General features: G+C 63.7%; 24 protein-coding genes. 14 read left to right on the top strand and 10 right to left on the bottom strand.

What is annotated here, in order from left to right:
* Positions 1 to 3: 3 nt before the first annotated feature.
* Genes coaD through WC704_RS00570 form a run of 3 tightly spaced genes read right to left on the bottom strand, consistent with a single transcriptional unit; the run spans position 4 to position 1656 of the window.
* Complete coding sequence (gene coaD, locus WC704_RS00580) at positions 4 to 516, bottom strand: pantetheine-phosphate adenylyltransferase (RefSeq protein WP_372888061.1); 513 nt, start codon at positions 514 to 516, stop codon at positions 4 to 6.
* Positions 513 to 1412: a polyprenyl synthetase family protein gene (locus WC704_RS00575; protein WP_372888060.1), complete on the bottom strand. Its 900-nt coding sequence runs from the start codon at positions 1410 to 1412 to the stop codon at positions 513 to 515. Before WC704_RS00575 ends, coaD begins: the two co-directional genes overlap by 4 nt.
* 4 nt (positions 1413 to 1416) lie before the next feature.
* Complete coding sequence (locus WC704_RS00570; protein WP_372888059.1) at positions 1417 to 1656, bottom strand: exodeoxyribonuclease VII small subunit; 240 nt, start codon at positions 1654 to 1656, stop codon at positions 1417 to 1419.
* A 93-nt stretch (positions 1657 to 1749) separates the two neighbouring features.
* On the opposite strand from WC704_RS00570, the gene WC704_RS00565 reads away from it, so the two are divergent.
* Positions 1750 to 3096: an NAD-dependent succinate-semialdehyde dehydrogenase gene (locus WC704_RS00565; RefSeq protein WP_372888058.1), complete on the top strand. Its 1347-nt coding sequence runs from the start codon at positions 1750 to 1752 to the stop codon at positions 3094 to 3096.
* 26 nt (positions 3097 to 3122) lie between these two features.
* Here WC704_RS00565 and WC704_RS00560 read toward each other — a convergent pair whose 3' ends face one another.
* Positions 3123 to 4124, bottom strand: a complete 1002-nt coding sequence (locus WC704_RS00560) for an NAD(P)H-quinone oxidoreductase (RefSeq protein WP_372888057.1) — start codon at positions 4122 to 4124, stop codon at positions 3123 to 3125.
* A gap of 70 nt (positions 4125 to 4194) precedes the next feature.
* On the opposite strand from WC704_RS00560, the gene WC704_RS00555 reads away from it, so the two are divergent.
* Positions 4195 to 4392, top strand: a complete 198-nt coding sequence (locus tag WC704_RS00555) for a DUF1192 domain-containing protein (protein WP_372888056.1) — start codon at positions 4195 to 4197, stop codon at positions 4390 to 4392.
* A 125-nt stretch (positions 4393 to 4517) separates the two neighbouring features.
* Positions 4518 to 6848 (top strand): ATP-dependent Clp protease ATP-binding subunit ClpA, encoded by a 2331-nt coding sequence (gene clpA, locus WC704_RS00550; protein ID WP_372888055.1) that lies wholly within the window; start codon positions 4518 to 4520, stop codon positions 6846 to 6848.
* A 72-nt stretch (positions 6849 to 6920) separates the two neighbouring features.
* On the opposite strand, the gene WC704_RS00545 is transcribed toward clpA, so the two are convergent.
* Genes WC704_RS00545 through WC704_RS00535 form a run of 3 tightly spaced genes read right to left on the bottom strand, consistent with a single transcriptional unit; the run spans position 6921 to position 8244 of the window.
* Positions 6921 to 7163, bottom strand: coding sequence for a hypothetical protein (locus WC704_RS00545; protein ID WP_372888054.1), 243 nt, complete (start codon positions 7161 to 7163; stop codon positions 6921 to 6923).
* Between the two features lie 14 nt (positions 7164 to 7177).
* Positions 7178 to 7951 (bottom strand): hypothetical protein, encoded by a 774-nt coding sequence (locus WC704_RS00540; RefSeq protein ID WP_372888053.1) that lies wholly within the window; start codon positions 7949 to 7951, stop codon positions 7178 to 7180.
* Positions 7912 to 8244, bottom strand: a complete 333-nt coding sequence (locus tag WC704_RS00535) for a hypothetical protein (protein WP_372888052.1) — start codon at positions 8242 to 8244, stop codon at positions 7912 to 7914. The genes WC704_RS00540 and WC704_RS00535 overlap by 40 nt, the downstream gene beginning before the upstream one ends.
* Positions 8245 to 8560: 316 nt before the next feature.
* Here WC704_RS00535 and WC704_RS00530 point away from each other — a divergent pair, with 316 nt between their 5' ends.
* From WC704_RS00530 to WC704_RS00480, 11 genes are all read left to right on the top strand, one after another.
* Positions 8561 to 10225: a diguanylate cyclase domain-containing protein gene (locus WC704_RS00530; protein ID WP_372888051.1), complete on the top strand. Its 1665-nt coding sequence runs from the start codon at positions 8561 to 8563 to the stop codon at positions 10223 to 10225.
* 77 nt (positions 10226 to 10302) lie between these two features.
* A complete protein-coding gene (locus WC704_RS00525; RefSeq protein WP_372888050.1) occupies positions 10303 to 10500 on the top strand; it encodes a hypothetical protein in 198 nt (65 codons plus the stop codon).
* A 39-nt stretch (positions 10501 to 10539) separates the two neighbouring features.
* The gene (locus WC704_RS00520; RefSeq protein ID WP_372888049.1) at positions 10540 to 12249 is read left to right on the top strand and encodes a long-chain fatty acid--CoA ligase; all 1710 of its coding nucleotides are present in this window, start codon (positions 10540 to 10542) and stop codon (positions 12247 to 12249) included.
* A gap of 71 nt (positions 12250 to 12320) precedes the next feature.
* A complete protein-coding gene (locus tag WC704_RS00515; RefSeq protein ID WP_372888048.1) occupies positions 12321 to 12932 on the top strand; it encodes a glutathione S-transferase family protein in 612 nt (203 codons plus the stop codon).
* 88 nt (positions 12933 to 13020) lie between these two features.
* Positions 13021 to 13920, top strand: coding sequence for a UDP-2,3-diacylglucosamine diphosphatase (locus WC704_RS00510; protein ID WP_372888047.1), 900 nt, complete (start codon positions 13021 to 13023; stop codon positions 13918 to 13920).
* Between the two features lie 5 nt (positions 13921 to 13925).
* Positions 13926 to 14963: a glycosyltransferase family 4 protein gene (locus WC704_RS00505; RefSeq protein ID WP_372888046.1), complete on the top strand. Its 1038-nt coding sequence runs from the start codon at positions 13926 to 13928 to the stop codon at positions 14961 to 14963.
* A 109-nt stretch (positions 14964 to 15072) separates the two neighbouring features.
* Positions 15073 to 15753 (top strand): cell cycle transcriptional regulator TrcR, encoded by a 681-nt coding sequence (locus tag WC704_RS00500; RefSeq protein WP_372888045.1) that lies wholly within the window; start codon positions 15073 to 15075, stop codon positions 15751 to 15753.
* Positions 15754 to 15935: 182 nt separating this feature from the next.
* Complete coding sequence (gene tgt, locus WC704_RS00495) at positions 15936 to 17084, top strand: tRNA guanosine(34) transglycosylase Tgt (RefSeq protein ID WP_372888044.1); 1149 nt, start codon at positions 15936 to 15938, stop codon at positions 17082 to 17084.
* A complete protein-coding gene (locus WC704_RS00490; RefSeq protein ID WP_372888043.1) occupies positions 17081 to 17257 on the top strand; it encodes a hypothetical protein in 177 nt (58 codons plus the stop codon). The genes tgt and WC704_RS00490 overlap by 4 nt, the downstream gene beginning before the upstream one ends.
* Positions 17258 to 17393: 136 nt before the next feature.
* A complete protein-coding gene (locus WC704_RS00485) occupies positions 17394 to 20228 on the top strand; it encodes a M16 family metallopeptidase (protein WP_372888042.1) in 2835 nt (944 codons plus the stop codon).
* A 103-nt stretch (positions 20229 to 20331) separates the two neighbouring features.
* Complete coding sequence (locus WC704_RS00480; RefSeq protein ID WP_372888041.1) at positions 20332 to 21357, top strand: cell wall hydrolase; 1026 nt, start codon at positions 20332 to 20334, stop codon at positions 21355 to 21357.
* Between the two features lie 27 nt (positions 21358 to 21384).
* Here WC704_RS00480 and WC704_RS00475 read toward each other — a convergent pair whose 3' ends face one another.
* The 3 genes from WC704_RS00475 to WC704_RS00465 form a co-directional block, all read right to left on the bottom strand.
* Positions 21385 to 23292 carry a prolyl oligopeptidase family serine peptidase gene (locus WC704_RS00475; RefSeq protein ID WP_372888040.1) on the bottom strand — a complete coding sequence of 636 codons (1908 nt, stop codon included), beginning with the start codon at positions 23290 to 23292 and terminating at the stop codon, positions 21385 to 21387.
* 108 nt (positions 23293 to 23400) lie between these two features.
* Entirely contained in the window at positions 23401 to 23814 is a 414-nt protein-coding gene (locus tag WC704_RS00470) for a holin family protein (protein ID WP_372888039.1), read from the bottom strand.
* A 95-nt stretch (positions 23815 to 23909) separates the two neighbouring features.
* Positions 23910 to 24428, bottom strand: a complete 519-nt coding sequence (locus WC704_RS00465; RefSeq protein ID WP_372888038.1) for a glycoside hydrolase family 108 protein — start codon at positions 24426 to 24428, stop codon at positions 23910 to 23912.
* Positions 24429 to 24453: the final 25 nt, after the last annotated feature.

Here is a 24453-nt window from a genome sequence, read left to right as displayed (position 1 = left end):
ATATTAGGGCCGCGTGCCCTTGCGGCCAATCTTGTCGACCCGCGCCGCCACGTCCAGCGCAACGGCGGGAGTGACAAAACGGTCGATCGGCCCGCCGTAAAGCGCGATTTCCTTGACCAGGCGGCTGGCAATCGGCTGCAACGAAACGTCCGCCATCAGGAACACTGTCTCGACGCGCGGATTGATTTGCTGGTTCATCCCCGCCATCTGATATTCATATTCGAAGTCGGCAACGGCACGCAGCCCGCGCACAATCACCTTCGCCCCCTCGCGCTCGGCAAAATCCATCAGTAGCGAATCGAAGCTGACGACATGGATTTCCCCCGCCACGCCTTCGATTTCGCGCTGGACCATCGCCATACGCTCCGCGATTGTGAACATCGGGGATTTGGACGGGTTGGTGGTAACCCCGATGACCAACCGATCGACCAGCTTCGCCCCGCGCCGGATGATGTCCATATGCCCGAGCGTCAACGGATCAAAGCTGCCGGGATAGACCCCGGTGCGAATCGTCACCGGTCGCGCTCGAGCGTGAAGCGCGCGATGTCGCGCAGCAAATCGGCCTCAGGGCCAAAGGCGTGGAGATGCTCGATCGCCTGATCGACCAGCATCCGCGCCTGTTCGCGGGCACGGTCAAGGCCAAGCAACGACAGGAAGGTTTCCTTGCCCGCCCCCTCATCCTTGCCGAGCTTCTTGCCGACTGCAGCCTCGTCGCCCTCGACATCGAGGATGTCGTCGGCAATCTGGAAAGCAAGCCCCACGTCACGAGCATAGCCGCGCAAACCCGTGCGCCCCTCGGGCGGCACCTTGGCGAGGATCGCGCCCGCTTCGACCGAACAGGCGATCAGCGCGCCGGTCTTCAGCGCTTGCAATCGCGTGACCGTCGGCAAATCGAAGGTCGATTTCTCGGCCTCCAAATCCATCGCCTGACCACCCGCCATGCCCGCCGGGCCCGCCGCACGCGCCAGATCAAGCACGAGTTCGCTGCGCACGAACGGATCGGGATGCGTGTTTGGATCGGCCAGAATTTCGAAGGCCAGCGCGTGCAGCGAATCGCCTGCCAGGATTGCGGTCGCTTCGTCGAAGGCGCGGTGGACGGTCGGCTTGCCGCGCCGCATGTCATCGTCGTCCATCGCGGGTAAATCGTCATGGATCAGCGAATAGACGTGGATACACTCGATCGCCGCGCCCGACCGGCCAACCGCATCGCGGTCGAGATTGAACAGCCGTCCGGTCGCGAACACCAGCAGCGGGCGCAGCCGCTTGCCCCCGCCAATCGCGGCGTGACGCATCGCCCGATACAGATTGGCGCGCGGATCTTCCGGAATCGCCAGAAACTGGTCCAGCCGCCGGTCGATATCGGCACCGACGTCCGACAAGGCCGCAGCGAGCGACAGGGGGGTAGCGGTCATGCCCTCAACCCGCGGCAAAGGGCTGCGTGCCGATGGCGCGCCCCTCGCTATCGGCGCGGATCGCTTCGATCCGCGCCTGCGCGGCATTGAGCCGATCATCGCACCGACGACGCAATTTGTCGCCGCGCTCGTACAGCGCAATCGCCTGGTCGAGCGGCGCGTCGCCGCTCTCGAGCCTTGCCACGATCCCCTCCAATTCCTTTAACGCCGCTTCGAACGACAGCTCTTCAATCGCTATATCCATTTGTCAGCTATGCGGCAGGCGAGTGTTTGGGGTCAAGGATACGCTAGGGCCGCGATGCGTTTGTCGTGCAATTCGCAATAAGGAAGTTCCCGCATGTTCACCAGCATCGATCCGGCAACCGGCATCCCCGGCCAATCCTTCCGGGAGTTGACCAGCGACGAGATCGAAACCCGGCTGGCGCGGGCAAGCAGTGCGTTTCGCGCGTGGCGCGTCACGGATTATGCCACGCGCGCCGCCCTGCTCGAGCGAATCGCCGAACAGTTCGATGCCAACGCGCACCGCCTTGCCGAGATTGCCACGCGCGAAATGGGCAAGACGCTGAAATCCGCCATCGCCGAAGTCGAGAAATGCGCGGCGGGTTTCCGCCATTATGCGCAGGAAGGCCCGTCGATGCTGGAACCGCGCCAGTTCCAGGGGGCGACCGCGACCTGGCACCCAATGGGGCCGGTGCTGGCGATTATGCCGTGGAATTTCCCTTATTGGCAGGTGGTGCGCTTCCTCGCCCCGACGATCATGGCGGGCAATGTCGGCCTGTTGAAACACGCTTCCAACGTGCAGGGCGTGGCGGCGGCGATCGAGGACATGGTGATCGCCGCCGGCGCGCCCGCTGGTCTGTTCCAGAATTTGCCGATCAAATCCGACAAGGTCGCCGCGCTCATCGCCGACGACCGCATCGTCGCGGTCACGCTCACCGGCAGCGAGGGCGCGGGTATGCACGTCGCCGAGGCGGCGGGCCGTGCGCTGAAAAAGGTCGTACTCGAACTGGGCGGATCGGACCCGTTCATCGTCATGCCCTCGGCCAACCTCGATCTTGCCGCCAAAACTGCGGTCACCGCGCGCATTCAAAATACCGGCCAGTCGTGCATCTGCGCCAAGCGCATGATCGTCCATGCCCAGGTCTATGACGTTTTCCTCGAGAAATTTTCCGCCGGAATGCAGGCGGTGGTCGCGGGCGACCCGATGGACGCGGCAACCGACATGGGGCCCTTGTCGAGCGAGGCGCAGCTCCAGACCGTGCTGGACCAACTGCAGATGTTTCGCGAGGCGGGTGCCAAATTGCTGTTTGGCGGCGAACCCTTGCCCGGCAAGGGAGCCTATCTGTCGGCGGGCATCCTTGTCGATGTGCCGGTCGATCACCCCGTCGCGCAGGAGGAAGTGTTCGGGCCGGTGGCGATGCTGTTCAAGGCCGATGACCTCGATGCCGCCATTGCCCTCGCCAATGCCGTGCCATTCGGCCTTGGTGCCTCGGTCTGGACCAACGATCCCGCCGAGCGCGCGCGCTTCGAACGCGATATCGAGGCGGGGATGATCGCGGTCAACGCGATGCTCGCGTCCAGGCCCGATGCGCCCTTCGGTGGGATCAAGCGCTCGGGCCACGGACGCGAGCTTGGCCCCTATGGGTTACATGAGTTCATGAATTTGAAGACGGTGGTGGGGTGAGCGCCTGAGTGCCCCCCCCCCCCGGATCAATCCAGCGTCAGCACGATCTTCCCGACATGGTCGCCTGCCTCCATCCGCGCATGGGCGGCGGGGGCGTCTTCCAGGGTAAAGGTGCGATCCAGGACAGGCTTCAACCGCCCCGCCGCGACATGCGGCCACACCATGTCGTGCAGTTCGTCGGCGACCAGCCCCTTGAACGCCGCATCGCGCGGACGCAGCGTCGATCCGGTAAGCGTCAACCGCTTCCGCATGATGTCGAAGATCGGGATCGTCGCCATCAACCCGCCCTGCACCGCGATCGAGACATGGCGGCCATCGTCGGCCAGGCACTTGAGGTTGCGCGCCACATAATCGCCGCCCACCATATCGAGCACCGCCGCGCACCCCTTGCCGCCGGTAATCTCGGCGACGCGTTCGACAAAGTCTTCGGTCTTGTAATTGATCGCATGGGCGGCACCCAGCGCGACCGCCGCCGCGCATTTGTCGTCGGAGCCAGCGGTAACGATCACCTCCAGCCCGAAAATCGCCCCCAACGCGATCGCCATCGTGCCGATGCCGCTGGTGCCGCCATGCACCAGCACGGTGTCGCCCTCGGTCGCATAAGCGCGCTCGAACAGATTGGTCCACACGGTGAACAGCGTTTCGGGCAAGGCCGCCGCCTCGACCATCGACAGCGCGTTGGGCACCGGCAGCACCTGCCCCGCCGCCACCGCGACATATTCGGCATAGCCGCCACCCGCCAGCAATGCGCACACCGGTTGGCCTGTCATATCGATCGCGACATCGGCTCCCTGTGCGACGATCGTGCCGGACACCTCGAGCCCAAGGATCGAGGGTGCGCCGGGCGGCGGTGGATAGGCACCCTTGCGCTGCAACACATCGGGCCGGTTCACCCCCGCCGCGACGACGCGGATCAACACTTCATCGGCACGCGGTGTCGGCACCGGGCGCTGCACCACGCGCAGCACCTCGGGCCCGCCCGGCACGTCCGGGTCGATCGCTCGCATCGTTGTCGGAATACCGTCCATCGGTCGTGCGCCCTGTTTTGCTTTGCGCGCCTTATTGACATGGCGCGCCGCCGGGTCAACGATCCTGCTTATGGACCTCGACGAGATTCTCCCGAAACGCGCGGGCGATCCGCTCGCCGCGCTGATCGTACAGGACCTTGACCCGCTGTCGGTCAAGGAACTGGAAGCGCGCATCGTCGCGCTGGAGGCGGAAGTGGCGCGCACCCGAGCAAAAATACAAAACGCCGTTAACCATCGGGCAAGCGCGAACGACCTATTCAAGTCATGAGGGGTTTCGTCGCGGCGCCGAGGAAATGCCGCGACGTGTTTCAAGTGCTTGATGCGGGCGTCCTGCCTTCCGACATAGCAGGAAAGGGCCGCCCGTCTTTCGTGGCCCGCATGGAGTAAAGACAAATGCCATCCTTCGCCTCCGCGCTGGAAACCACGCTGCACAAGGCCCTAGAGGCTGCGTCGTCGCGTCGGCACGAATATGCCACGCTCGAGCACTTGCTGCTCGCGCTGATCGATGACGAACATGCCTCCAAGGTGATGCAGTCCTGCGGCGTGGACACCGCCGAGTTGACCGCCACGGTGAAGCATTATCTCGATACCGAGCTTGAGGCGCTCAAGGTCGACGCCGCGACCGACCCTTCGCCCACCAGCGGCTTCCAGCGTGTCGTCCAGCGCGCGATCCTCCATGTCCAGTCCTCGGGCCGCGACGAAGTGACCGGGGCGAACGTGCTTGTCGCGCTGTTCAGCGAGCGCGAGAGCTACGCCGTCTATTTCCTGCAGCAGCAGGACATGAGCCGCCTCGATGCGGTCAGCTTCATCAGCCACGGTGTCGGCAAGGGCACGCCTGCTCCGGAAGCCAGCACGCCCAAGGGCGTCGACGAGGAAAAGCCGCAAAAGCAGGGTGAGAAGGGCAAGAGCGAAAGCGCGCTCAAGCAATTCTGCGTCGATCTCAACGAAAAGGCCAAGAAGGGCAAGGTCGATCCGCTGATCGGACGCGGGCCCGAGGTCGATCGCACGGTGCAGATCCTGTGCCGTCGTTCCAAGAACAACCCGCTTTATGTCGGCGATCCCGGCGTCGGCAAGACCGCCATCGCCGAGGGCCTGGCGCGCAAGATCGTCGAGGGCGAAGTGCCCGAGGTGCTGTTGCCCGCGGTCATCTATTCGCTCGATATGGGCGCTTTGCTGGCCGGCACGCGCTATCGCGGCGATTTCGAGGAACGGCTGAAGGCGGTCGTCAACGAACTCGAGAAATTGCCCGATGCGATCCTGTTCATCGACGAAATCCACACCGTAATCGGCGCAGGCGCGACCAGCGGCGGCGCGATGGACGCGTCCAATTTGCTCAAGCCCGCGCTGTCGGGCGGAACGATCCGCTGTATCGGCTCGACCACCTACAAGGAGTTCCGCAACCATTTCGAGAAGGACCGTGCGCTGCTGCGGCGCTTCCAGAAGATCGACGTGAACGAGCCGACGATCGAGGATACGGTCAAGATCCTGACCGGGCTGCGCTCGGCCTTCGAGGAGCATCACAAAGTCAAATACACCCCCGACGCGATCAAGTCGGCGGTGGAGCTGAGCGCGCGTTATATTAACGACCGCAAGCTGCCCGATAAGGCGATCGACGTGATCGACGAGGTCGGCGCGATGCAGATGCTCGTGCCCTTTGCCAAGCGCAAGAAAACCATCACCAGCCGCGAGATCGAAGCCGTGATCGCGACGATGGCGCGCATTCCGCCAAAATCCGTCTCGACCGACGACACCAAGGCGCTCGAATCGCTCGAAACCGATCTCAAGCGCGTGGTGTTCGGGCAGAATGCCGCGATCGAAAAGCTTGCGTCCGCGATCAAGCTCAGCCGGGCTGGCCTGCGCGATCCGGAAAAGCCGATCGGCAACTATCTGTTCACCGGCCCGACCGGCGTTGGTAAAACCGAAGTCGCCAAGCAGCTCGCGCATATCATGGGCATTCCGCTCCAGCGCTTCGACATGTCCGAATATATGGAACGCCATTCGGTCTCGCGGCTGATCGGTGCGCCGCCGGGCTATGTCGGGTTCGACCAGGGTGGTCTGCTGACCGACGCGATCGACCAGCAACCGCATTCGGTGCTGCTGCTCGACGAAATCGAGAAGGCCCATCCCGACCTGTTCAACATCCTGTTGCAGGTGATGGACAATGGGCGGCTGACCGACCAGCACGGCAAGACGGTCGATTTCCGCAACGTCATCCTCATCATGACGACCAATGCGGGTGCCAGCGACATGGCGCGCGAAACGCTCGGCTTCGGCAACCTCACCCGCGAGGGCGAGGACGAGCAGGCGGTGCAGAAAATGTTCACGCCCGAATTCCGCAACCGCTTGGATGCGATCGTGCCGTTCGGCTACCTGCCGACCGAAGTCGTGGCGCGGGTGGTGGACAAGTTCATCCTCCAGCTCGAACTGCAACTGGCCGACCGCAACGTCCACATCAACCTCGACGATGAGGCGAAGACGTGGCTCACCGCCAAGGGCTATGACAAGCTCTACGGTGCGCGCCCGATGGGCCGCCTGATCCAGGAGAAGATCAAGCAGCCGCTTGCCGAGGAATTGCTGTTCGGCAAGCTGGTCCACGGTGGCGAGGTAACGGTGAAGATGAAGGACGGCGCGCTGTCGTTCGAAATCACTGCGGCGCCGCCGAAGAAGCCGAAGAAGAAGGGTGCCGCTTCGAAGGCCGAAAAGGACGCCACCCCCGCCAAGTAAACCTATCGGGCGAGTCCGCACACTGCGGACTCGCCGATTTTCTCAGGTTGACGGTCTCTCAGCGCGCGCCAATTACGGCTGCAAGTGCATCATTGCTGCGACAAGAATAAAAACGGCGGCGTTCCCGGGATCCGAAGCGATGAAATCGTGCCCGCCGGAGGTGCTGTAATCTTCAGCAACGAGCACCTTTGACGCTCCGCCATAGACATCCGCGTACGTGCCGTTGCTACGCAATCGATCTCTCGCGGCCAAAGCCACGGCCTTGTCATTGTAGATTGTCACATAGCCAATTGGTGGCGTTACATTGGCAACCATCGGGCATCCCCCAGTTATTGGAATTTATAGGCAGCCGCCACCGGCCAGACACGGGCAGGCATCGTCACCAAAGCGGGATGCTTAAAGGCTTCGATCTCGGTAACGCAGGCGGCTTTGGTCAAACCCGCACAGGCGATTCCGAAGCGACCGCTGGAATTGCTTGCCGTATCGAGTTTCGTCAGATCGCCGGCGAGGGTCGCATCCGTGACCGATGCCGCATCCGAAAGTGCCTTGGCCACCGATCCTGCATAGCTGACCCGGTCCGCGAGCGGCGCCGATGAACTCGCCGTCGCGGCGGCCTCCCCGGTTGCGACTGCGGCAGCACCGCCGCTCCGCGCCAATTCGCGCGCGGCGAGCCCGGTTGCGAAATATTGCGCTATGGCCCCACCTGCCTTGGCGTCGGTGCCCTCCTTGCTCGCGTCGAACTTGGCACCGAAGCTGGCCATAACGGACGGCACATCCTGCTTGTTGGGGCCGTCATTTCCGACGAACTTGCAATTCGTCGGCAGCGTCTCGCCCTTGTCGACCGCCGTTTCCACCGCGCACGGATAGAGTGTTCCGTCCGCCGCTCCGCCATTCACCCGGTGGGTATTGGCGAGCAGCGGCATCAATACCAGCTCTTGCCGATTATAGCCGACCTGGATGCTCGGGGATTGCGTCGCGTCGGCACCGACTTTCAGCCCGACCTGGGTGTTTGTGCCGAAAATCAGCAAATTCGTGTGCTGCGGTGTCGCGCATCCCGCCAGGATCAGCGCGAGGCCTGCGATGCCTGAGAACCGGTAATACATGCCCCCTCCGTCGATTTGGCGATCCTTTCGACGCTCGCAAGGTCGGCATGATCGCGGACAACAATGATTACGCGACACTCATCCGGCCGAGCAAAGACATAGTGACTGTCACGCCAGCCGAAAAACAACGCTCCATCGAAACCAAGGCCCAATGCCTTAACATCTTCTGTCGCAATGAAATTGTTATCAGAAGTATATTTTACACGTACAAAGCCGAAATACAGGTGATCGCCGTACCGTTTATTATGCGGCACTGCGACACATCCGCCAAGAACGGATAAAATCAAGATCAATGTACCGAATCTCATCGACCATGATGGTGTACATAAATTATCGGGTCAACACAAAACAATTATCGGAGCACAGGCTTCCTGCGGACCGATCCAATAACATCGGGCGTCAACCGTATTTATTCTGATATAGACCACGCTGGTGTTTGATAGCGACCTTAACCGCCTTATCGACCGATACGGCCCCTGCGCTCGCGGTATCGTGTCAAAATCGACGCGCCCCCTCCCCGGCAACGGCTCCCCCTGGGAGCCGGCGCTTCGCAGCATGACAAAGGTGCTCTTTACTCTATCTTTGGGTTAAGCAGGGTACGCCCCCACCATGTACCGTGTGATTTTGTCCAGCGTTCTGTTTTCGATTTTAGCACTGTTCGCGCCTGCGGCAGATGCGGCGGGGGTGAGCAAGGCTCTGCCTGTCTGTATCGTCCGCGCGCAGCCGGACATGACGGTGCACCAACTTTTACAGGATCGTGCCGCGTTCGACTGCCATTCGTCGCAAGGTGCCTTCAAGCGAGGAGACTTCTGGGCCATTTCCCCGCCAATCAGGCGCACCGGCCCCGTTGCCCTCCGCGTCGCAAGCCTGTGGCAAAACCGCGTTACGTTTTACGCCCTGTATGGCGATGGCAAAATTGTATCGGCGACGCTCGATCAGCACGGAGCCTCGCGCCACATGCAGCTCGGCGCGATCATCGAATTTCCTCTCGCTGCGCGCGCTGCGCCGCTGGTCCGGGTGCTCTGGCACGTTGAAGATGCCGGCAATTTACGCGGAATCCTGCGCGATGCACGGATCGAAACGCCCGATCAAAGTATCAGCGCCAACTTGCGGCTGGCCGCGCTCTATGCGGCATTCGCCGGGCTCTGCATTGCGATGCTGACGTACAATCTGGCGTTGTGGGTGGTGATGCGCCACCGTTTCCTCATCGCCTATTGCGCAATGGTTTCGGCCATGTTGCTGTATGCCTTGTCCTCGTCGGGCGCGCTTGCCTGGGCGTGGCCCGACATTGCCAATAATGACCGAATCCGGATAAATTACCTGGCGTTGGGCATCGCTGCGGTTGCGGCTTTTGCCTTTGCCCGCGCCTTTTTCGAGCCACGCGTGTTTGCCGGGCGCCTTGGACATCTGGCCCGGATCACCTCCGGCGGCATGATCGTGGCGACCCTCGCCTTCGCGCTCTTCGCGCCCGCCGCGCCTTGGGTGCTGGACCGTGTTTTCGCCTTTGCCTTTATGGCGCAAATGACGCTGGCGGCACCGCTCCTGTGGCGCGCCTGGCGAGTCCGGAGCGATTATCTGTGGATGTTCTGGCTCGCCTGGGGCGCGCCGATTGCACTGGCCTGTTTGCGCGTGGCCAGTTCGCTGAGCCTGATTGGCTGGAGTTTCTGGCTCGACAATTCGACAATTGCCTCGATGACGATCGAAGCATTGCTGTCGAGCATCGCGGTTGCCTACCGCATCCGGATGTTGAACCGCGAACGCGATGCCGCGCGGGAGGGCGAAATCGCTGCGCGCCTGCTTGCCGACACCGACCCGCTGACCGGCCTGCTCAATCGCCGCGCCTTTCTCAACGACGTAATCGGGCGGAGCGGCGAGCAGACGTTGCTGATCGCCGATCTCGACCATTTCAAGCGCGTGAACGAAACCATCGGCCATGATGGTGGCGATGAAGTGTTGCGCGTCTTTGCAAAAACGTTGCAGGATTCGCTTCCACCCGGAGCGGCCGTGGCGCGGATCGGCGGCGAGGAATTTGCCGTCGTGGCATCGGTGGAATCCTCGATCGAGCCCCGCGACATCCTTGCCAAGCTGCGCGCGGGGCGAATGCCCTATGATGTCACCGTGACTGCGAGCATCGGCACTTGCACCGGGCCGCTCTTGCGCGAAGTCGACTGGAAGGCGCTTTATGCCTGTGCCGACCGCGCCCTGTTCGAAGCCAAGTCCGCGGGCCGCGACCGCGTGCGCGGTCGCCAATTGCCCGACCGCTGCGCCGCCTGACCCGAATCATCCGAATCACCCGCGACCTTGCGACGACTCGGTATTAACGATAAGATGCGCGCAAGAAGGAGCCTGCCTTGCGCAATCGTCGCATCACGATTGGAATCCTTGCAGGTTTGGCGGTGATCGCACTTGCCCGTCATCCGACCGCCGACATCAAAATCCTGACGCATGACGCTACGGATCGCGCGCCGCACCAGATCAGGGCGGCACTCGACCTTGGCCTGGTGGCCGTGTCGGTGTTGGTAACCTGGACGGGCACCCACCTTTCCTGATGCTTGCGGGCGACGAAAAGCCTGCTTACACGCTTGTCAATGAGCTCTCCTGAAGCCATCTGGCGCCAATCCTATCGTCATCCAAACCCTTGGGAGAGCGCGTTTCCGCCGCTCTCGATGGTCGACCTGTTCGACCGCGCCGCTGCTGCGGCGGGCAAGGCTCCGCTGATCGATTTTCTCGGGCGCCATTTCAGCTATGCCGAGACGCTGGACGGGGCAAACCGCGTGGCCGCGGGCCTGCAAGCGCTCGGCTATGGGCCAGGCGACCGTATCGGCCTGTTCCTGCCCAACGTGCCGCATTATCTCGCTGCCTATTACGGCATCCTCAAACTCGGCGCGACCGTCGTCAATTTTTCACCGCTCTATACGGTCGCGGAACTGGAACATCAGGTCGCCGATTCAGGAACGCGTGTGCTGTTCACGCTCTCGGCCAGCGCGTTATTGCCAACGGCGTTGAAGGTGCTCGACGGAAGCGGGCTGGAACGCCTCATCGTCGGGTCGATCGCGGGTGCGTTGCCGAGTGCGAAATCCATTTTCTATCGCTTGTTCAAACGCGCGGAGGTGACACCGCGTCCGCACGACCCGCGCGTCATCGCCTTTTCGCACCTCATTGCCAATGACGGCAGGCACCGCCTCGCCACCATCGACCCCGAACGGGACGTGGCGCTGATCCAATATACCGGCGGCACGACGGGCGTGCCCAAGGGCGCGGCGCTCACCCACCAGAATCTGTCGGCCAATGCCCGGCAAGTGATGGCGATCGATCCCCATCCCGGCCCGCCCGACCGAATCCTTGGCGTGTTGCCGCTGTTCCACGTCTTCGCCAACACCTGCGTGCTCAACCGCACCGTGCTCAACGGTGGCTGTATCGTCATGCTGCCGCGCTTCGAGGCGGGGGCCGTACTCGCCGCCATCGGCCGCACAAAGGCAACCGCCCTGCCCGGCGTACCGACGATGTACCAGGCACTGCTCGATCATCCCAAGATCGCGACAACCGATTTTTCCTCGCTGCGCATCTGTATTTCAGGCGGTGCGCCGCTTGCCGCCGAACTGAAGGCAAAATTCGAAAAGGTGACCGGCGCGACCGTCGTCGAAGGCTATGGCCTGTCGGAAAGTTCGGGCGTGCTGTCGGCCAACCCCTATGAGGACGAAGGCAAAACCGGAACGATCGGCCAACCGATTCCGGGAACATGGTTGCGCCTGGTCGACAAGGCTGATCCGACGCAGGACCCACCGGAGGGCGAGCCGGGCGAGATCGTCGCGATGGGGCCGCAGATCATGCAGGGCTATTGGAACCGGCCCGACGCCGATGCCGACGTATTCCTGACGACCGCCAGCGGGCGTTGGCTGCGCACCGGCGATGTCGGCGCGATCGATGCCGACGGTTTCGTGCGGATCGTCGATCGGTTGAAAGACATGATCGCCGTGTCGGGTTTCAAGGTCTTCCCGAGCCAAATCGAGGGGATCTTGCATCACCATCCGGCGGTGAAGGAGGCGATGGTGATCGGTATCCCCGATCCCTATCGCGGGGAACAGCCCCGCGCCTATGTTACGTTGAACGACGGCGCCGACGTGACGGGGGAGGCTCTGCGCGACTGGCTTAATCCGCAACTCGGCCGTCATGAGCGGGTGGATGCGGTCGTAATCCGGTTGACCATGCCCAAGACGATGATCGGCAAACTCAGCCGCAAGGACTTGATCGCCGAGGTGATGGCGGAAACCCATCCGACTCCCGCCGCACGGGATTAAAAGCAAAACTGGTCCCACGTGATCGAACCGCCTACAGATCCGTCTCAGACGATCCAAGGCGCGCGCGAACAATGGCCAATCTGATCCTCCACGAAGACCCCGTTTCCGGAAACTGCTACAAGATTCGCCTGACTGCCGCGCATGTCGGCATCGCGCTCGAACGGCGTAGCTATGATATCCAGAACGGCGAAACGCGCTCGCCTGCGTTTCTCGAAAGCGTCAATCCCAACGGTCGCATCCCGGTGTTGCAGATTGGCGATGACTATTTGCCCGAGAGCGGCGCCGCGTGCCTGTACCTCGCCGATGGATCGCCGCTGATCCCGCACGAGCGGTTCGACCGTGCCGACATGCTGCATTGGATGTTCTGGGAACAGTATAATCACGAGCCTAACATCGCGACCTTGCGCTTCTGGCGCGCTTTCGTTGGGGAAGACCGGCTTACCGACTTTCAGCGCACACTCATCCCTGGCAAGCAGGCGGCGGGAGAAGCCGCGCTGGCGCTGATGGACGCGCATCTGGTGCAGACTCCGTTCCTGGCCGCCGGGCGCTTCACCGTCGCCGACATTGCGCTTTATGCCTATACCCATGTCGCGGAGGATGGCGGGTTCCAGCTCAGCCGCTATCCTGCGGTCACCGCTTGGCTCGCCCGCGTCGCCGACCAACCCGGACACTTGCCCATGTGACAGTTGCGTGAAGGTCCACGATTCCGATTGTAACATTCCGTCGCCATAGCTGGAGATCAGCCAAAGGTTTCGCGAAGGTTTCAACGCTATGGACGCTGTCACCAAGATTGCCATGAACGGCCTTTCGGGCGGCACGATCGCCGATTTCGCGGACTTCGCCAACTCGCACCCGACCATCCCCGAGCGCGCGACGAGCGAACGCCGCCGCTACCGCACGATCTGGATTTCAGACATCCACCTCGGCACGCGCGGCTGCAACGCCGACATGCTGATCGACTTTCTCGACCATGTTGACAGCGAGCGGATGTATCTCGTCGGCGACATTATCGATGGCTGGCGGCTGAAGAAGCGCTTCTACTGGCCCGCCGCGCATAACGACGTGGTGTGGCGCCTGCTCAAGCGCGCCAAGCGCGGCACCGAGGTAATCTACATCCCCGGCAACCATGATGAGGTGATGCGTCAGTTCACCGGGCTCGATTTCGGTGGCGTCGCGATCCGGCGCAAGGCGATCCACGAAACCGCCGATGGCCGCCGTCTGCTGGTGCTCCACGGCGACGAATTTGATGCGATCACGCTGGCGCATCGCTGGCTGGCGCATGTCGGCGATGTAGCGTATGAATTCATGATGGCTCTCAACCGCTGGGTGAATGCGTACCGCCGCTTCTTCAACTTGCCGTATTGGTCGCTGTCAAAGCACGCCAAGGCCAAGGTGAAGAACGCGGTGCAGTTCATCTCCAATTTCGAAGAGATCGTCGCGCAGGCCGCCGGTTCGCGCGGCGTTGATGGCGTGGTGTGCGGCCACATTCATACCGCCGAATTCCGCGATATCGGCGGGGTGGAATATTATAACGATGGCGACTGGGTCGAGGGTTGCACCGCCCTGGTCGAACATTTCGACGGACGGATGGAGTTGCTCCACTGGGCCGACGAGATCGCCGCGCGAGCGAAAGCGCGCCCGACGGCGAAGATCGAGATGATGGCGGCCTGACCGGCGTGCGCATCGCGATCGCCACTGACGCGTGGAGCCCGCAGGTGAATGGAGTCGTGCGCACGCTGCAGGCGGTGCGCGCAGAGCTTGAGCGTCAGGGGCATGAAGTGCTGATCGTCTCGCCCGACCTGTTCTATTCGCTGCCCTGCCCGACCTATCCTGAGATACGCCTCGCTTTCGCCAGCACGGGAACGGTCGGCAAAATGCTCGCCGATTTCGCGCCCAACGCCATCCATCTCGCCACCGAGGGGCCGGTTTGCCTGGCGGCGCGGCGCTGGTGCCTGACGCGCGGCTTTCCCTTCACCACCGCCTATCACACACAATTCCCCGATTACGTCTCGGCACGCACCGGCGTGAACCCGGAATGGGTATGGCGCTATATCCGCTGGTTCCATTGGCCGGCCCAATCGATCCTCGCTTCGACGCCATCGATCGCGGCGACGTTGAAATCGCACGATCTCACCAAGATCCGCCATTGGGGCCGCGGCGTCGATCTTTCGACCTTCAGCCCGCGTCTCGCGCCGCATCCGGCGATTCAGGCGCTGAAGGATGAAGGCAAAGGCCCGATCCAACTTTATGTCGGGCGCGTTGCGATCGAGAAGAATATCGAGGCGTTCCTTACCTCGTCTTATCCCGGCACCAAGGTGGTGGTGGGCGACGGACCGGCACGCGCCGCGCTGACCGCGCGCTTCCCCGATACCCATTTCCTGGGATCGCTGTTCGGGGACGATCTTGCCGCCGCTTATGCCGCCGCCGACGTGTTCGTCTTCCCCAGCCGCACCGACACGTTCGGGCTGGTGATGATCGAGGCGCTGGCCTGCGGCACGCCCGTTGCCGCCTTCCCGGTGACGGGGCCGGTCGATGTGTTGAACGCACAGGTCGGCGCGATGGACGAAAATCTCGATCGCGCCATCGAGGCGGCGCTAACGCGCGATCGCGCCGCCTGCGCCGCTTACGGCCAAACCTTCACCTGGGAGGCCAGCGCCCGGCAATTTCTCGGCGCGCTGGTGCCGGTCGATCATCCCGAGTCCATTGCGGCCTGATCTGTCCCAGCGACACGCTTGCCCTCCCCCGACAACCGCTCTACACTGTCGCCCAGCACAAGTGGCCGCTCCGAAAGGGGCGGCCCTTTCCGTTTTTAAGGAGTTTCCCGTGGCCCAGCCGCTCATGCCGCACGCGACCGCGTCCTGGCTCGTTGATAATACATCGCTCAGCTTTGAGCAGATCGCCGAATTTTGCGGTCTGCACATCCTGGAAATTCAAGCGATCGCCGATGACACCGCCGCGACCAAGCTGACCGGTCGCGACCCGATCCGCGCGCACGAACTGACCCAGGTCGAAATCGACAAGGGCCAGGCCAACCCCGATTATCGGCTGCAGATCCTGAAAGGGCCCGAGCAGGTCCGCCGCACCAAGGGCCCGCGCTACACGCCGGTATCGAAGCGCTCGGACAAGCCCGATGGTATCGCCTGGGTAATTCGCAATCATCCCGAAATCAGCGACGGCGCGATCAGCAATCTGATCGGCACGACGCGCACGACCATCGCCGCGATCCGTGACCGCAGCCACTGGAACATCGCCAACATCACGCCGAAGGACCCGGTGACACTCGGCCTGACGACGCAGCGTGAGCTTGACGCCGCAGTGTCCAAGGCGGCGAAGGCGGCGGGTCTCGAAGCCCCGGTCGATACCCGGCTGGAAGGCGACCGCGAGGCGCTGATTACCGAACTGCGCGCGCAACGCGACCAGCTTTCGCGCGACGCCGAAGCCGCCGAGCATGGCGAAACACCCAAGCCCGCCGAACCCACCGCCGAAACGCTGTTCAAGCGCTGAAAACCCTTCTCCCCTCCCTGACAAGGGAGGGGTTGGGGGTGGGTTGGTATGAGGCGGGTGCTGCGTTCGACAACGAACCGACCCACCCCCAGCCCAGCGTTGGATCGGTCATGCCCCCGGCATGACCTAAACAGCGCGAGGCGCTGTTTACCCAATGCTCTTCCAGGAAGGGCGAGCACGATATGACCGACCGACCCCGCTTCGCCTTCACCCTCCACGCCACTGACGGCAAAGCCCGCACCGGCGAAATCGCGATGCGGCGCGGGGTTATCCGCACGCCCGCTTTCATGCCGGTCGGCACCGCCGCTACCGTCAAGGGCGTGAAGCCCGCCGACGTGCGCGCGGCTGGTGCCGACATCATTCTTGGCAACACCTATCATTTGATGCTGCGCCCGGGGGCCGAGCGCGTGGCGCGGCTTGGCGGACTGCACGGCTTCATGGGCTGGGACCGCCCAATCCTGACCGATAGCGGTGGCTATCAGGTGATGAGCCTCAGCGACCTGACCAAGCGCGACGAAAATGGCGTGACGTTCAAGTCGCATCTCGACGGCACGCGCCACACGCTCAGCCCCGAACGCTCGATCGAGATCCAGCGTTTGCTCGGCTCGGACATCGTGATGGCGTTTGACGAACTGGTGCCGACCACTTCGCCACCCGAGGTGCAATCCGCCGCGATGGCGCGGTCGATGCGCTGGGCCAAGCGCAGCCGCGATGCCTTTGACAGCGGCGGTGCCCATGCCGAAAACGCCGCGATCTTCGGCATCCAGCAAGGCGCGCTCGACCAGACGTTGCGTGGCGACAGCGCGGCGGCGTTGATCGACATCGGCTTCGATGGCTATGCCGTCGGCGGTCTCGCGGTTGGCGAGGGCCAAGAGGCGATGTTCGGCTGCCTCGATTTCGCGCCCGATCAACTGCCCGCCGACAAGCCTCGTTACCTGATGGGCGTGGGCAAGCCCGACGACATTGTCGGCGCGGTCGAACGCGGGATCGACATGTTCGATTGCGTGCTGCCGACACGCTCGGGGCGTACCGGGCAAGCCTTCACGCGCGGTGGCCCGATCAACATCCGCAACGCGAAGTTCGCCGAAGACACCGGCCCGCTCGACCCGACCTGCGCTTGCCCGGTGTGCGCGACCTGGAGCCGCGCCTATCTGCATCATCTGGTCCGGTCGGGCGAAATGCTCGGCGCGATGTTGATGACAGAGCACAACCTTTGGTTCTATCAATCGCTGATGGCTGATTTGCGCCGCGTGATCGCCGAAGGACGGCTCAAACCCTTCGCCGATGCGTTTCGGCAAGAGTATCGCAGCCGAGGTGAGAGGGACCAATGAGCGAAATCAACGAAATCGAAGCCGCCGCCCGCGACCATAAGCGCGTGCGCGACGCAGCCGAAGCCAAGGGTGACACCGGCGGCAATTGGCCGCTGACGCCAATCGCAATCGGGATCGGATCGGCTGCGCTGGCGGCGGTGCTGCTCTACGTGAACCGGCCCAAGAAAAAGTAGCGCGCCTTTCTGCCCCTTTGCCTCCGCTCCCTTGCTGGGAGGGGAGGCACGCGGCAAGTGTCCCATACGATTGACACGGTGCCGGTCCCCGCGACACAAGAGCGCATACGCCTCTCCTTCCATCCGGAGTTTCCCCATGCGCTTGTATCGTGCCGCCCTTTTGCTGGGTGTTGCCCTGTTGCCGCTGCCTGCCATTGCACAGACGGCTCCCGCCACATCGGCCTCCGCGATCAAGCCGATCGCCTTTACCGAACGCACGCTTGCCAACGGTCTGCGCGTCTATGCGATCCGCGACACCTCGACGCCCAATGTCTCGGTGCAGGTATGGTACGATGTCGGCTCGAAGGATGATCCCGCTGGCCGCTCGGGCTTTGCGCACATGTTCGAACATCTCATGTTCAAGGCGACGCGCAACCTGGTGTCCGAGCAAATGGACCGGCTGACCGAGGATGTCGGCGGCAACAACAATGCCTCGACCAATGACGATTATACCGAATATCACGAGACGATCCCGGCCAACCACCTGCAGCGCCTGCTGTTCGCCGAGGCCGACCGGATGGCCGCGCTCGTCGTCGAGCCGAAGAGCTTCGCCTCCGAACGCGACGTGGTGAAGGAGGAGCTGCGCCAGAACACCAATGCGCGGCCCTATGGAAAGCTGTTCTCGCTCTATTTCCCGGCGATTTCATACACCCGCCACCCTTATGCGCGCGGCACGATCGGCAGCCTCGACAACCTCCAGAGCGCGCAGATCGATGACGTGCGCGCCTTCCACGCGACCTATTACCGGCCCGACAATGCCGTGCTGGTGGTTTCGGGCAATTTCGATTCACAGCAGCTCGATGCCTGGGTCGACCAATATTTCGCCGGGATCAAGCGCCCAACCACGCCGATCCCACGCGTAACCGTGGCCGAGCCCGAGCGCACCGCGGCGACGCATTATGTGGTGCGTGAGGCCAATACCCCGCTGCCCGCGGTGATGATAAGCTATCCGATCCCCGCCGACAGCGACCCGGATAACGCCGCGCTGACCGTGCTCAACGCGGTCCTTTCGCAGGGCGAAAGCTCACGGCTGTACGAGACTTTGGTCTATCGCGATCAACTCGCACAGAGCGCCGAGAGCGTGCTCGATTCCAAGCAGGGGCCGGGCAATCTCGCGGTGTTCGCGATCCTCGCCGGGGGCAAGCAGGCAAGCGATGGCGAAACCGCCCTGCGCCGTGAAGTCGCCCGCTTGCGCGACACGCCGGTCAGCGCGGCTGAGCTGGCCGAGGCGAAGAACGAGATCCTGACCGCCGCGCTTGAATCGCGCGAGACCGCCGAGGGCAAGGGGCGCACGATCGCTTCCTCGGTCATCATCGATCGCGACCCGCGCGCGGCGGACCGGCAACTCGCCGCGATCAGTCGGGTGACCGCCGCCGACATTCAGCGCGTCGCCACCAAATATCTGCGCGACGAACGCTCGGCGACGATCCAGTATCTGCCCGAGGACCCGGCAGCCAAAGCGCCGCAGAACGACCGGATCGAAGTCGCCAGCACCGTCGTGGTCAAGCCGCTGGTCATACCCGGCACGGTCGAGGTGGTGACGCCTGCAACCGCCGCCGAGCGGATCGCCCCGCCCCCGGCCGGCCCCGCCATCGCGGCGAACGCGCCTGCCCCGCAAGAGTTCAAGCTCGCCAACGGGCTGCGCGTGGTGGTGGTCGAAAAGCATGATCTGCCCCTGCTGAGCGCCTTGCTGATCGCGCAGGGCGGCGGCGCGCTGGACCCGGTCGATCGCGCCGGATTGGGCAGCCTCACCGCCGACTTGATGACCAAGGGCACCAAGACGCGCTCGGCCACCGAAATCGCCCGGCAAATCGAATCGCTCGGCGGGTCGATTTCGAGCGGTGCGAGCTTCGACGGATCGAGCGTCAACGTGACCGTAAAGTCCGATCAAGCCGCACCCGCGCTCGCCATCCTGGCCGATGTTGCGCGCAACCCGGTGTTCGCGTCCGAGGAAATCGAGCGGGCGCGGGCACAGACAATCGACGGCGTTCAGGTCGAGATCAAGAATCCGAGCCAGCTTGCCGGGCTCGTCGCCGCGCGCGCCGCGCTTGGCGATACCGCTTATGGCCACCCGCTATCGGGCACGCCAAGCTCGCTCAAGGCAATTACCCAGGCCGATATTCATCGCGCTTATGCCCAAGCATGGGCGCCGGGACAAAGCACGCTGGTGCTGGTCGGCGATGTGACCCCGGCGCAGGCGAAGACCCTGGCGGAAACCAACTTCGCCAACTGGACCGCTCCCGTCACGCAGGCCAAGGCGGCCACGCCAATCGCCGCTTATCCCAAACCGCGCGCCATCGTCGTCGACATGCCGGGTTCGGGCCAGGCGGGTGTTGTGGTCGCACGCCCCGGCATCGCGCGCAGCGACGCGGCATATTACCCGGCGGCGGTTGCCAACACGATCCTGGGTGGTGGTTTCTCGTCGCGGCTCAACCAGGAAATCCGCATCAAGCGCGGGCTGGCTTATGGTGCGGGCAGCAGCTTGCAAGTCGGGCGCAACCCCGGCGCGATTACCGCGCGCACATCGACCAAGAACCCCAGCGCGCCGGAAACGGTGTCGATCATCCTCGCCGAAATGAAGCGGCTTGGTGCCGAGCCGGTGACCGCCGCCGAACTTGAAACGCGCAAGGCGGTGCTCGTCGGCAATTTCGGTCGCGCGACCGAGACGACCGGCGGGATTGCCGGGACGATCGGCGGCTATATCGTGCAGGGCGTGCCACTGAGCGAGTTGGGACAATATACCCGAAGCGTCTCGGCGGTCGATCCGGCGGCGGTGCAGGCGGCAGCGGCAAAGCTGCTCGACCCGACCGTGGCCAGCGTCGTCGTGGTGGGCGATGCCAAGCTGTTCCTGGCCGAACTCCGCAAGACTTATCCCGATGCCGAGGTCATCCCGGCGGACGCGCTCAAGCTCGACAGCGCTTCGTTGAAATAAGGCCCGAGCGGCGAAATCCTTGCATTAACCAACAAGTGTTTCGCCGCGGGACGCCGCAAAATCGGCGGCATCCCGAAGCCGCAAGATCGGGTATGCGCGGCGCGTGCGCGTGTGGACGATCCTTGCCTGGGTACAGACTCGACGGCTGAGCAAGCTCGGCATGGCAGGGTTATGTGCGGTGCTGCTGGCAGGGGTGTCGGCGCACGCCGCCTTGCGCGCGATCGTCGATCAGCGCGCCAAGGCGGCGCACAGCGCAGCGCCGCCGACCGGGTACGAGGCCGAGGATCATTTCCCTGGCGCCGCCTATTTCTACACCGCCGACGAAGCGCCCGGACCGGCGCGGGGGGCTACGGGCACGATTGCGCTGCCCGATCTGCCTTTACCCCCCGATGCAACGCCGCAAATTCCCGATGCGTCGATCCACGCCGCGGCCCCCTTCTCGCTCGCCCGTGCCAGTGCGGTCGACCGCGGGCGGGCGCTGCAATGCCTGACCACCGCCATCTATTATGAAGCCGCGACCGAACCCGACGCCGGGCAGCAAGCGGTCGCGCAAGTAATCCTCAACCGCGTGCGCCATCCCGCCTTCCCGGCGACGGTGTGCGGCGTGGTGTTCCAGGGTTCCGACCATGCCGGATGCCAGTTCAGCTTCGCGTGTGACGGTGCCCTGCAACGCGGCACGCCCGGCAGCGCGGCGTGGCTGCGCGCCCTGAAGGTCGCCGCTGCGGCGCTGAACGGGCATGTCATGCCGCAAGTCGGGATGGCGACGCATTACCACACTTACGCCGTCACCCCGGCGTGGAACCGCAGTCTGGTGATGACGGCGGCGATCGGCGCGCATTTCTTCCACCGCTGGCAAGGCTGGTGGGGCACCCCCGCCGCCTTCCGCCAAAGCTATGCCGGAGGTGAACCGGTGCCGGGACCGCTCCTGCACCCGGCGGCACCCGTGCCCGCGATTGTCGCAGCGCTGCCGCTACCAACGGCAAAGCCGGTTACCCCACCCGCCACCGTTCAGGCGGCCTATGCGCAAAGCGGTACGCCGATCGCCCCGTCCAGGCCGGTCACCGAGGCGACAATGGGCGACTCGCAAATCCTCGACCGCTGGAAGGATTCGGGCAAGCCGCTGCGGTAACGCCCTCCCGGCGGGAGGGCGTCGCGCTTACTTCTTCTCCGCCAGATACGTGTCGAACCACGCCAGCGTGCGCCGCCGCAGATCCGCTCCGTTGACGGGATTGCGGATGCCGTGGCCCTCTTCGGGGTAGATCACCAGGCTGGTCGGCACGCCCATGTCGTGCAGGCCATGCCAATATTCGACCGACTGCGTGGGCGGCACCTCGATGTCGCGTTCGCCGACATAGATGAAGGTCGGGGTGTGCGCCTGCTTGATGAAATTGACCGCCGAGACATCCTCATAGGCCTTGCGGTCCTCATACAGCGTCTTGCCGAAGAACGGCAGCATCCACTGGTCGATGCCGTTGGTGCCATAATAGCTGACCCAATTGCTGAGCCCCGCGCCCGCGACAATCGCCTTGAAGCGATTGGTCTGGGTGTTGGCCCACATCGACATGAACCCGCCATAGCTGCCGCCGGTCAGCCCCAGTCGCGCATCGTCAACCGGCGCGACCTTTTCCACCGCGTCGATCCCGGTCAGGATATCGCGCAAGTCACCGCCCCCAAAATCGCGCTTGTTGGCGGCGGTGAACGCCTCGCCCTGGCCATAGCTGCCGCGCGGATTGGGCAGGAAAATATAGTAACCCGCCGCCAGCAGATCACTATAGCCACCGCCAAAGCTCGGCACGTTTGCCGCCGATGGCCCACCGTGGACGATGGTAATCATCGGCGCCTTCTTCGCCGGATCGGCGTTCAGCGGCGACAACAGCCAGCCCTGCACGGTGAAGCCATCATTCTTCCAGGTGATGCTGCGTGCGGCCATCGCCGCCGGGATGGTGTCATTATCATGGGTAATCTGAACCGGCGCTGCCACCGGTCCAGCAAAGATGGCCGGGGCGTGGGTGAAGTCCTGCGCGATCGTGGCAACGTTCAGCCCATCCGCGCTGAACGCAGCCTTGGCATCGCCTGCACCAAGGCTGGCGGCGCGGCTCCAGCCGAGGCCGTCCGTGCGCTCCCCGGTCAAGCTAAACAGACCCATCCGATCGCCGCTGAGCGCGGTGCCGCGGATAAACCGCCCCTTCCACACCAGCGACGTAACCGTCAGCGTGCTGTGCGGCATCAGATTCTGCGGCTCGCCACCGGCGAACGGCACCGTCCACACATCACCGCCAACCGAGCCGAAATCGCTCATCAAGCCGCCAATATAGGCGACCGTCTTGCCGTCGGGCGAGACGCGCGGAAAGTTGAGCTGCGTCGTCGGCTTGGCAATCGTGCGTACGGTGCCGGTCTGCGCATCGACGGCATCGAGTGTTGCCACCCACCAATTGTTGTCGCCATTGCCCAGCGCTGAAGTGACCACGAAGCCCTTGCTGTCGGGCGTCCAATCATATTCGTAAATGTAACGATCGGCCGGGGACACCGGCTTAACGGCGTCCGCCGCAACCGGCGCGCCCGCCAGGTCAAACACCGCGAGCCGCTGTTCGTCGCTCTTCTCGCCAATCTCACCGACTTGACGCACGCCCGCTTGCGCCGCGCCCGCTTCCTTGGCCGCGCCAATCGTCACCAATAGCGCGATCTGTTTGCCATCGGGCGAGAAGCGTGGGGTTTGCGCGATGCCGCTGATCGTCGCCACCGTCCGCGTCTTGCCTTCATGATCGAGCGCCAGCGTGACCGTGCCCGCCTTGCGATCCCGCGCGAGCCAGGCAAGGCTGCCATCCGGCGCAAAGGTGAGCCCCGACAGGCCACAGGCGCTGACGCACGGATCGAAGCTGCGCTGGACCTTGCCGGTCTTGGCGCTGCGCAGCGTAATTTTGCCCTTGCCCAACGCATCGCTTTCAACCGTCGCGATCGTGTCGCCCTTTGCCGACAGCGCAAGGCTGCCATAGCCGTGGACGGGTGCCGCGAGCGCCGGCGTGGCGACAGCGGAAAGCAGGAGGGCGAACACAGTGAGGCGCATGAAGGGGAGGCTCCGTCGAGGTGATGGAGCGATGTAGCACAGCGTAGCGGCGAGGCAACCGGGTGGCAGTACGCCTCCCCTCCCCGGCAAGGAGGGGAGAAGAAACCCTTATTTCTCCAGGCCCTTGGCTTTCCCCCACGACCGGGCGGCAGTGTACCCCAAATAGCCCGTGCCGAAGAGCGCGTAGAGTGGTTCGGGGATACCATTCAAATACGCATTCATACCTGCGGCAATGTCCCTGGCCATTTGCGGTTGCGCAGCGGAGATCAAACCCATCGGAATCGCCCACAACAGCAAGGTGTACATGACATAGAGAAAGCTCGGTCGCGCGCGGCTGGTCCAGGGATCGGCGCTTTGCGCTTCGGCCATGATCGCCGAGATCTGCGTTTTGACCTGTTCCATCTCCTGCGTGCCTTGCAGCGTCAGCAATTTGAGCTTGGCTTCGTCCCGCGCCTTGGGGTCGGGGATGATCTTGTCGATGATGCCGGTAATGGGGCCGATCAGGCCGTCGAGAAGTCCCATAATCACACTCCTGTTGAAAGTCGGAAGTCCACAAAGTCCACGCTACGTCCCCCCAATTTCGGGGTTCATGCGCGTTAACCGATACGGTTGGCGAGTCACCCGTAGAGAAAGGCTTCATTGGCCGGGCGGCTTTCAGCCAGCGCGACATAGCGCTCGCCCTGCAGGGCCTCGATCGCCTTGAGCAGCACCGCCTCGCCCCCCGCCCCGCGCCGCTTGAGAAACGCCGCGAGCGCGGTGAGCGTTACCGCGCCGATCCGCCCATCCACGGGCATGTCGGGATAATCGGTGGCTCCGCGATTGAGCGCGTTGAGCGCGCGTTGGAGGAAGGCGGCGACGACCGCTGGGCCCATATTGACGCCGCTGTCGAACAGTTCGGCGGCGAGACTCGGCGCGCTATCGGCAACGGCGTCGAAGCGCGGCGCCTCCCAATAAAGCCGCCGATACAGCGCCCGCGCCTGCTCGACCGGAAAGCTGCGCATCGGCCCGTCATAGCCGTTCGCGCGCGCCACGGCGGCGGTAATCCCAAATCGCGTTTCGCCGCCGCGATCGGCGGGATGGTTGACGTATCCCCCCTCGCGATCCAGCACGGTGTCGATCAAACTGTCTATGGTCATGGCTACCTCCTGATCGCAGGAAATA

The organism is Sphingomonas sp., assembly GCF_041661885.1.
Taxonomy (GTDB): Bacteria; Pseudomonadota; Alphaproteobacteria; order Sphingomonadales; family Sphingomonadaceae; genus Sphingomonas.
The sequence above is the reverse complement of the archived record's forward strand: the minus strand, read 5'-3'. Positions and strand labels throughout refer to the sequence as shown.

What these genes read in the sequence shown, in the direction of transcription:
- WC704_RS00575 (WP_372888060.1), bottom strand. Translation starts at nt 1,412, where the DNA reads ATGACCGCTACCCCCCTGTCGCTCGCTGCGGCCTTGTCGGACGTCGGT.
- WC704_RS00570 (WP_372888059.1), bottom strand. Translation starts at nt 1,656, where the DNA reads ATGGATATAGCGATTGAAGAGCTGTCGTTCGAAGCGGCGTTAAAGGAA.
- WC704_RS00565 (WP_372888058.1), top strand. Translation starts at nt 1,750, where the DNA reads ATGTTCACCAGCATCGATCCGGCAACCGGCATCCCCGGCCAATCCTTC.
- WC704_RS00560 (WP_372888057.1), bottom strand. Translation starts at nt 4,124, where the DNA reads ATGGACGGTATTCCGACAACGATGCGAGCGATCGACCCGGACGTGCCG.
- WC704_RS00555 (WP_372888056.1), top strand. Translation starts at nt 4,195, where the DNA reads ATGGACCTCGACGAGATTCTCCCGAAACGCGCGGGCGATCCGCTCGCC.
- clpA (WP_372888055.1), top strand. Translation starts at nt 4,518, where the DNA reads ATGCCATCCTTCGCCTCCGCGCTGGAAACCACGCTGCACAAGGCCCTA.
- WC704_RS00545 (WP_372888054.1), bottom strand. Translation starts at nt 7,163, where the DNA reads ATGGTTGCCAATGTAACGCCACCAATTGGCTATGTGACAATCTACAAT.
- WC704_RS00540 (WP_372888053.1), bottom strand. Translation starts at nt 7,951, where the DNA reads ATGTATTACCGGTTCTCAGGCATCGCAGGCCTCGCGCTGATCCTGGCG.
- WC704_RS00530 (WP_372888051.1), top strand. Translation starts at nt 8,561, where the DNA reads ATGTACCGTGTGATTTTGTCCAGCGTTCTGTTTTCGATTTTAGCACTG.
- WC704_RS00520 (WP_372888049.1), top strand. Translation starts at nt 10,540, where the DNA reads ATGAGCTCTCCTGAAGCCATCTGGCGCCAATCCTATCGTCATCCAAAC.
- WC704_RS00515 (WP_372888048.1), top strand. Translation starts at nt 12,321, where the DNA reads ATGGCCAATCTGATCCTCCACGAAGACCCCGTTTCCGGAAACTGCTAC.
- WC704_RS00510 (WP_372888047.1), top strand. Translation starts at nt 13,021, where the DNA reads ATGGACGCTGTCACCAAGATTGCCATGAACGGCCTTTCGGGCGGCACG.
- tgt (WP_372888044.1), top strand. Translation starts at nt 15,936, where the DNA reads ATGACCGACCGACCCCGCTTCGCCTTCACCCTCCACGCCACTGACGGC.
- WC704_RS00490 (WP_372888043.1), top strand. Translation starts at nt 17,081, where the DNA reads ATGAGCGAAATCAACGAAATCGAAGCCGCCGCCCGCGACCATAAGCGC.
- WC704_RS00485 (WP_372888042.1), top strand. Translation starts at nt 17,394, where the DNA reads ATGCGCTTGTATCGTGCCGCCCTTTTGCTGGGTGTTGCCCTGTTGCCG.
- WC704_RS00475 (WP_372888040.1), bottom strand. Translation starts at nt 23,292, where the DNA reads ATGCGCCTCACTGTGTTCGCCCTCCTGCTTTCCGCTGTCGCCACGCCG.
- WC704_RS00470 (WP_372888039.1), bottom strand. Translation starts at nt 23,814, where the DNA reads ATGGGACTTCTCGACGGCCTGATCGGCCCCATTACCGGCATCATCGAC.
- WC704_RS00465 (WP_372888038.1), bottom strand. Translation starts at nt 24,428, where the DNA reads ATGACCATAGACAGTTTGATCGACACCGTGCTGGATCGCGAGGGGGGA.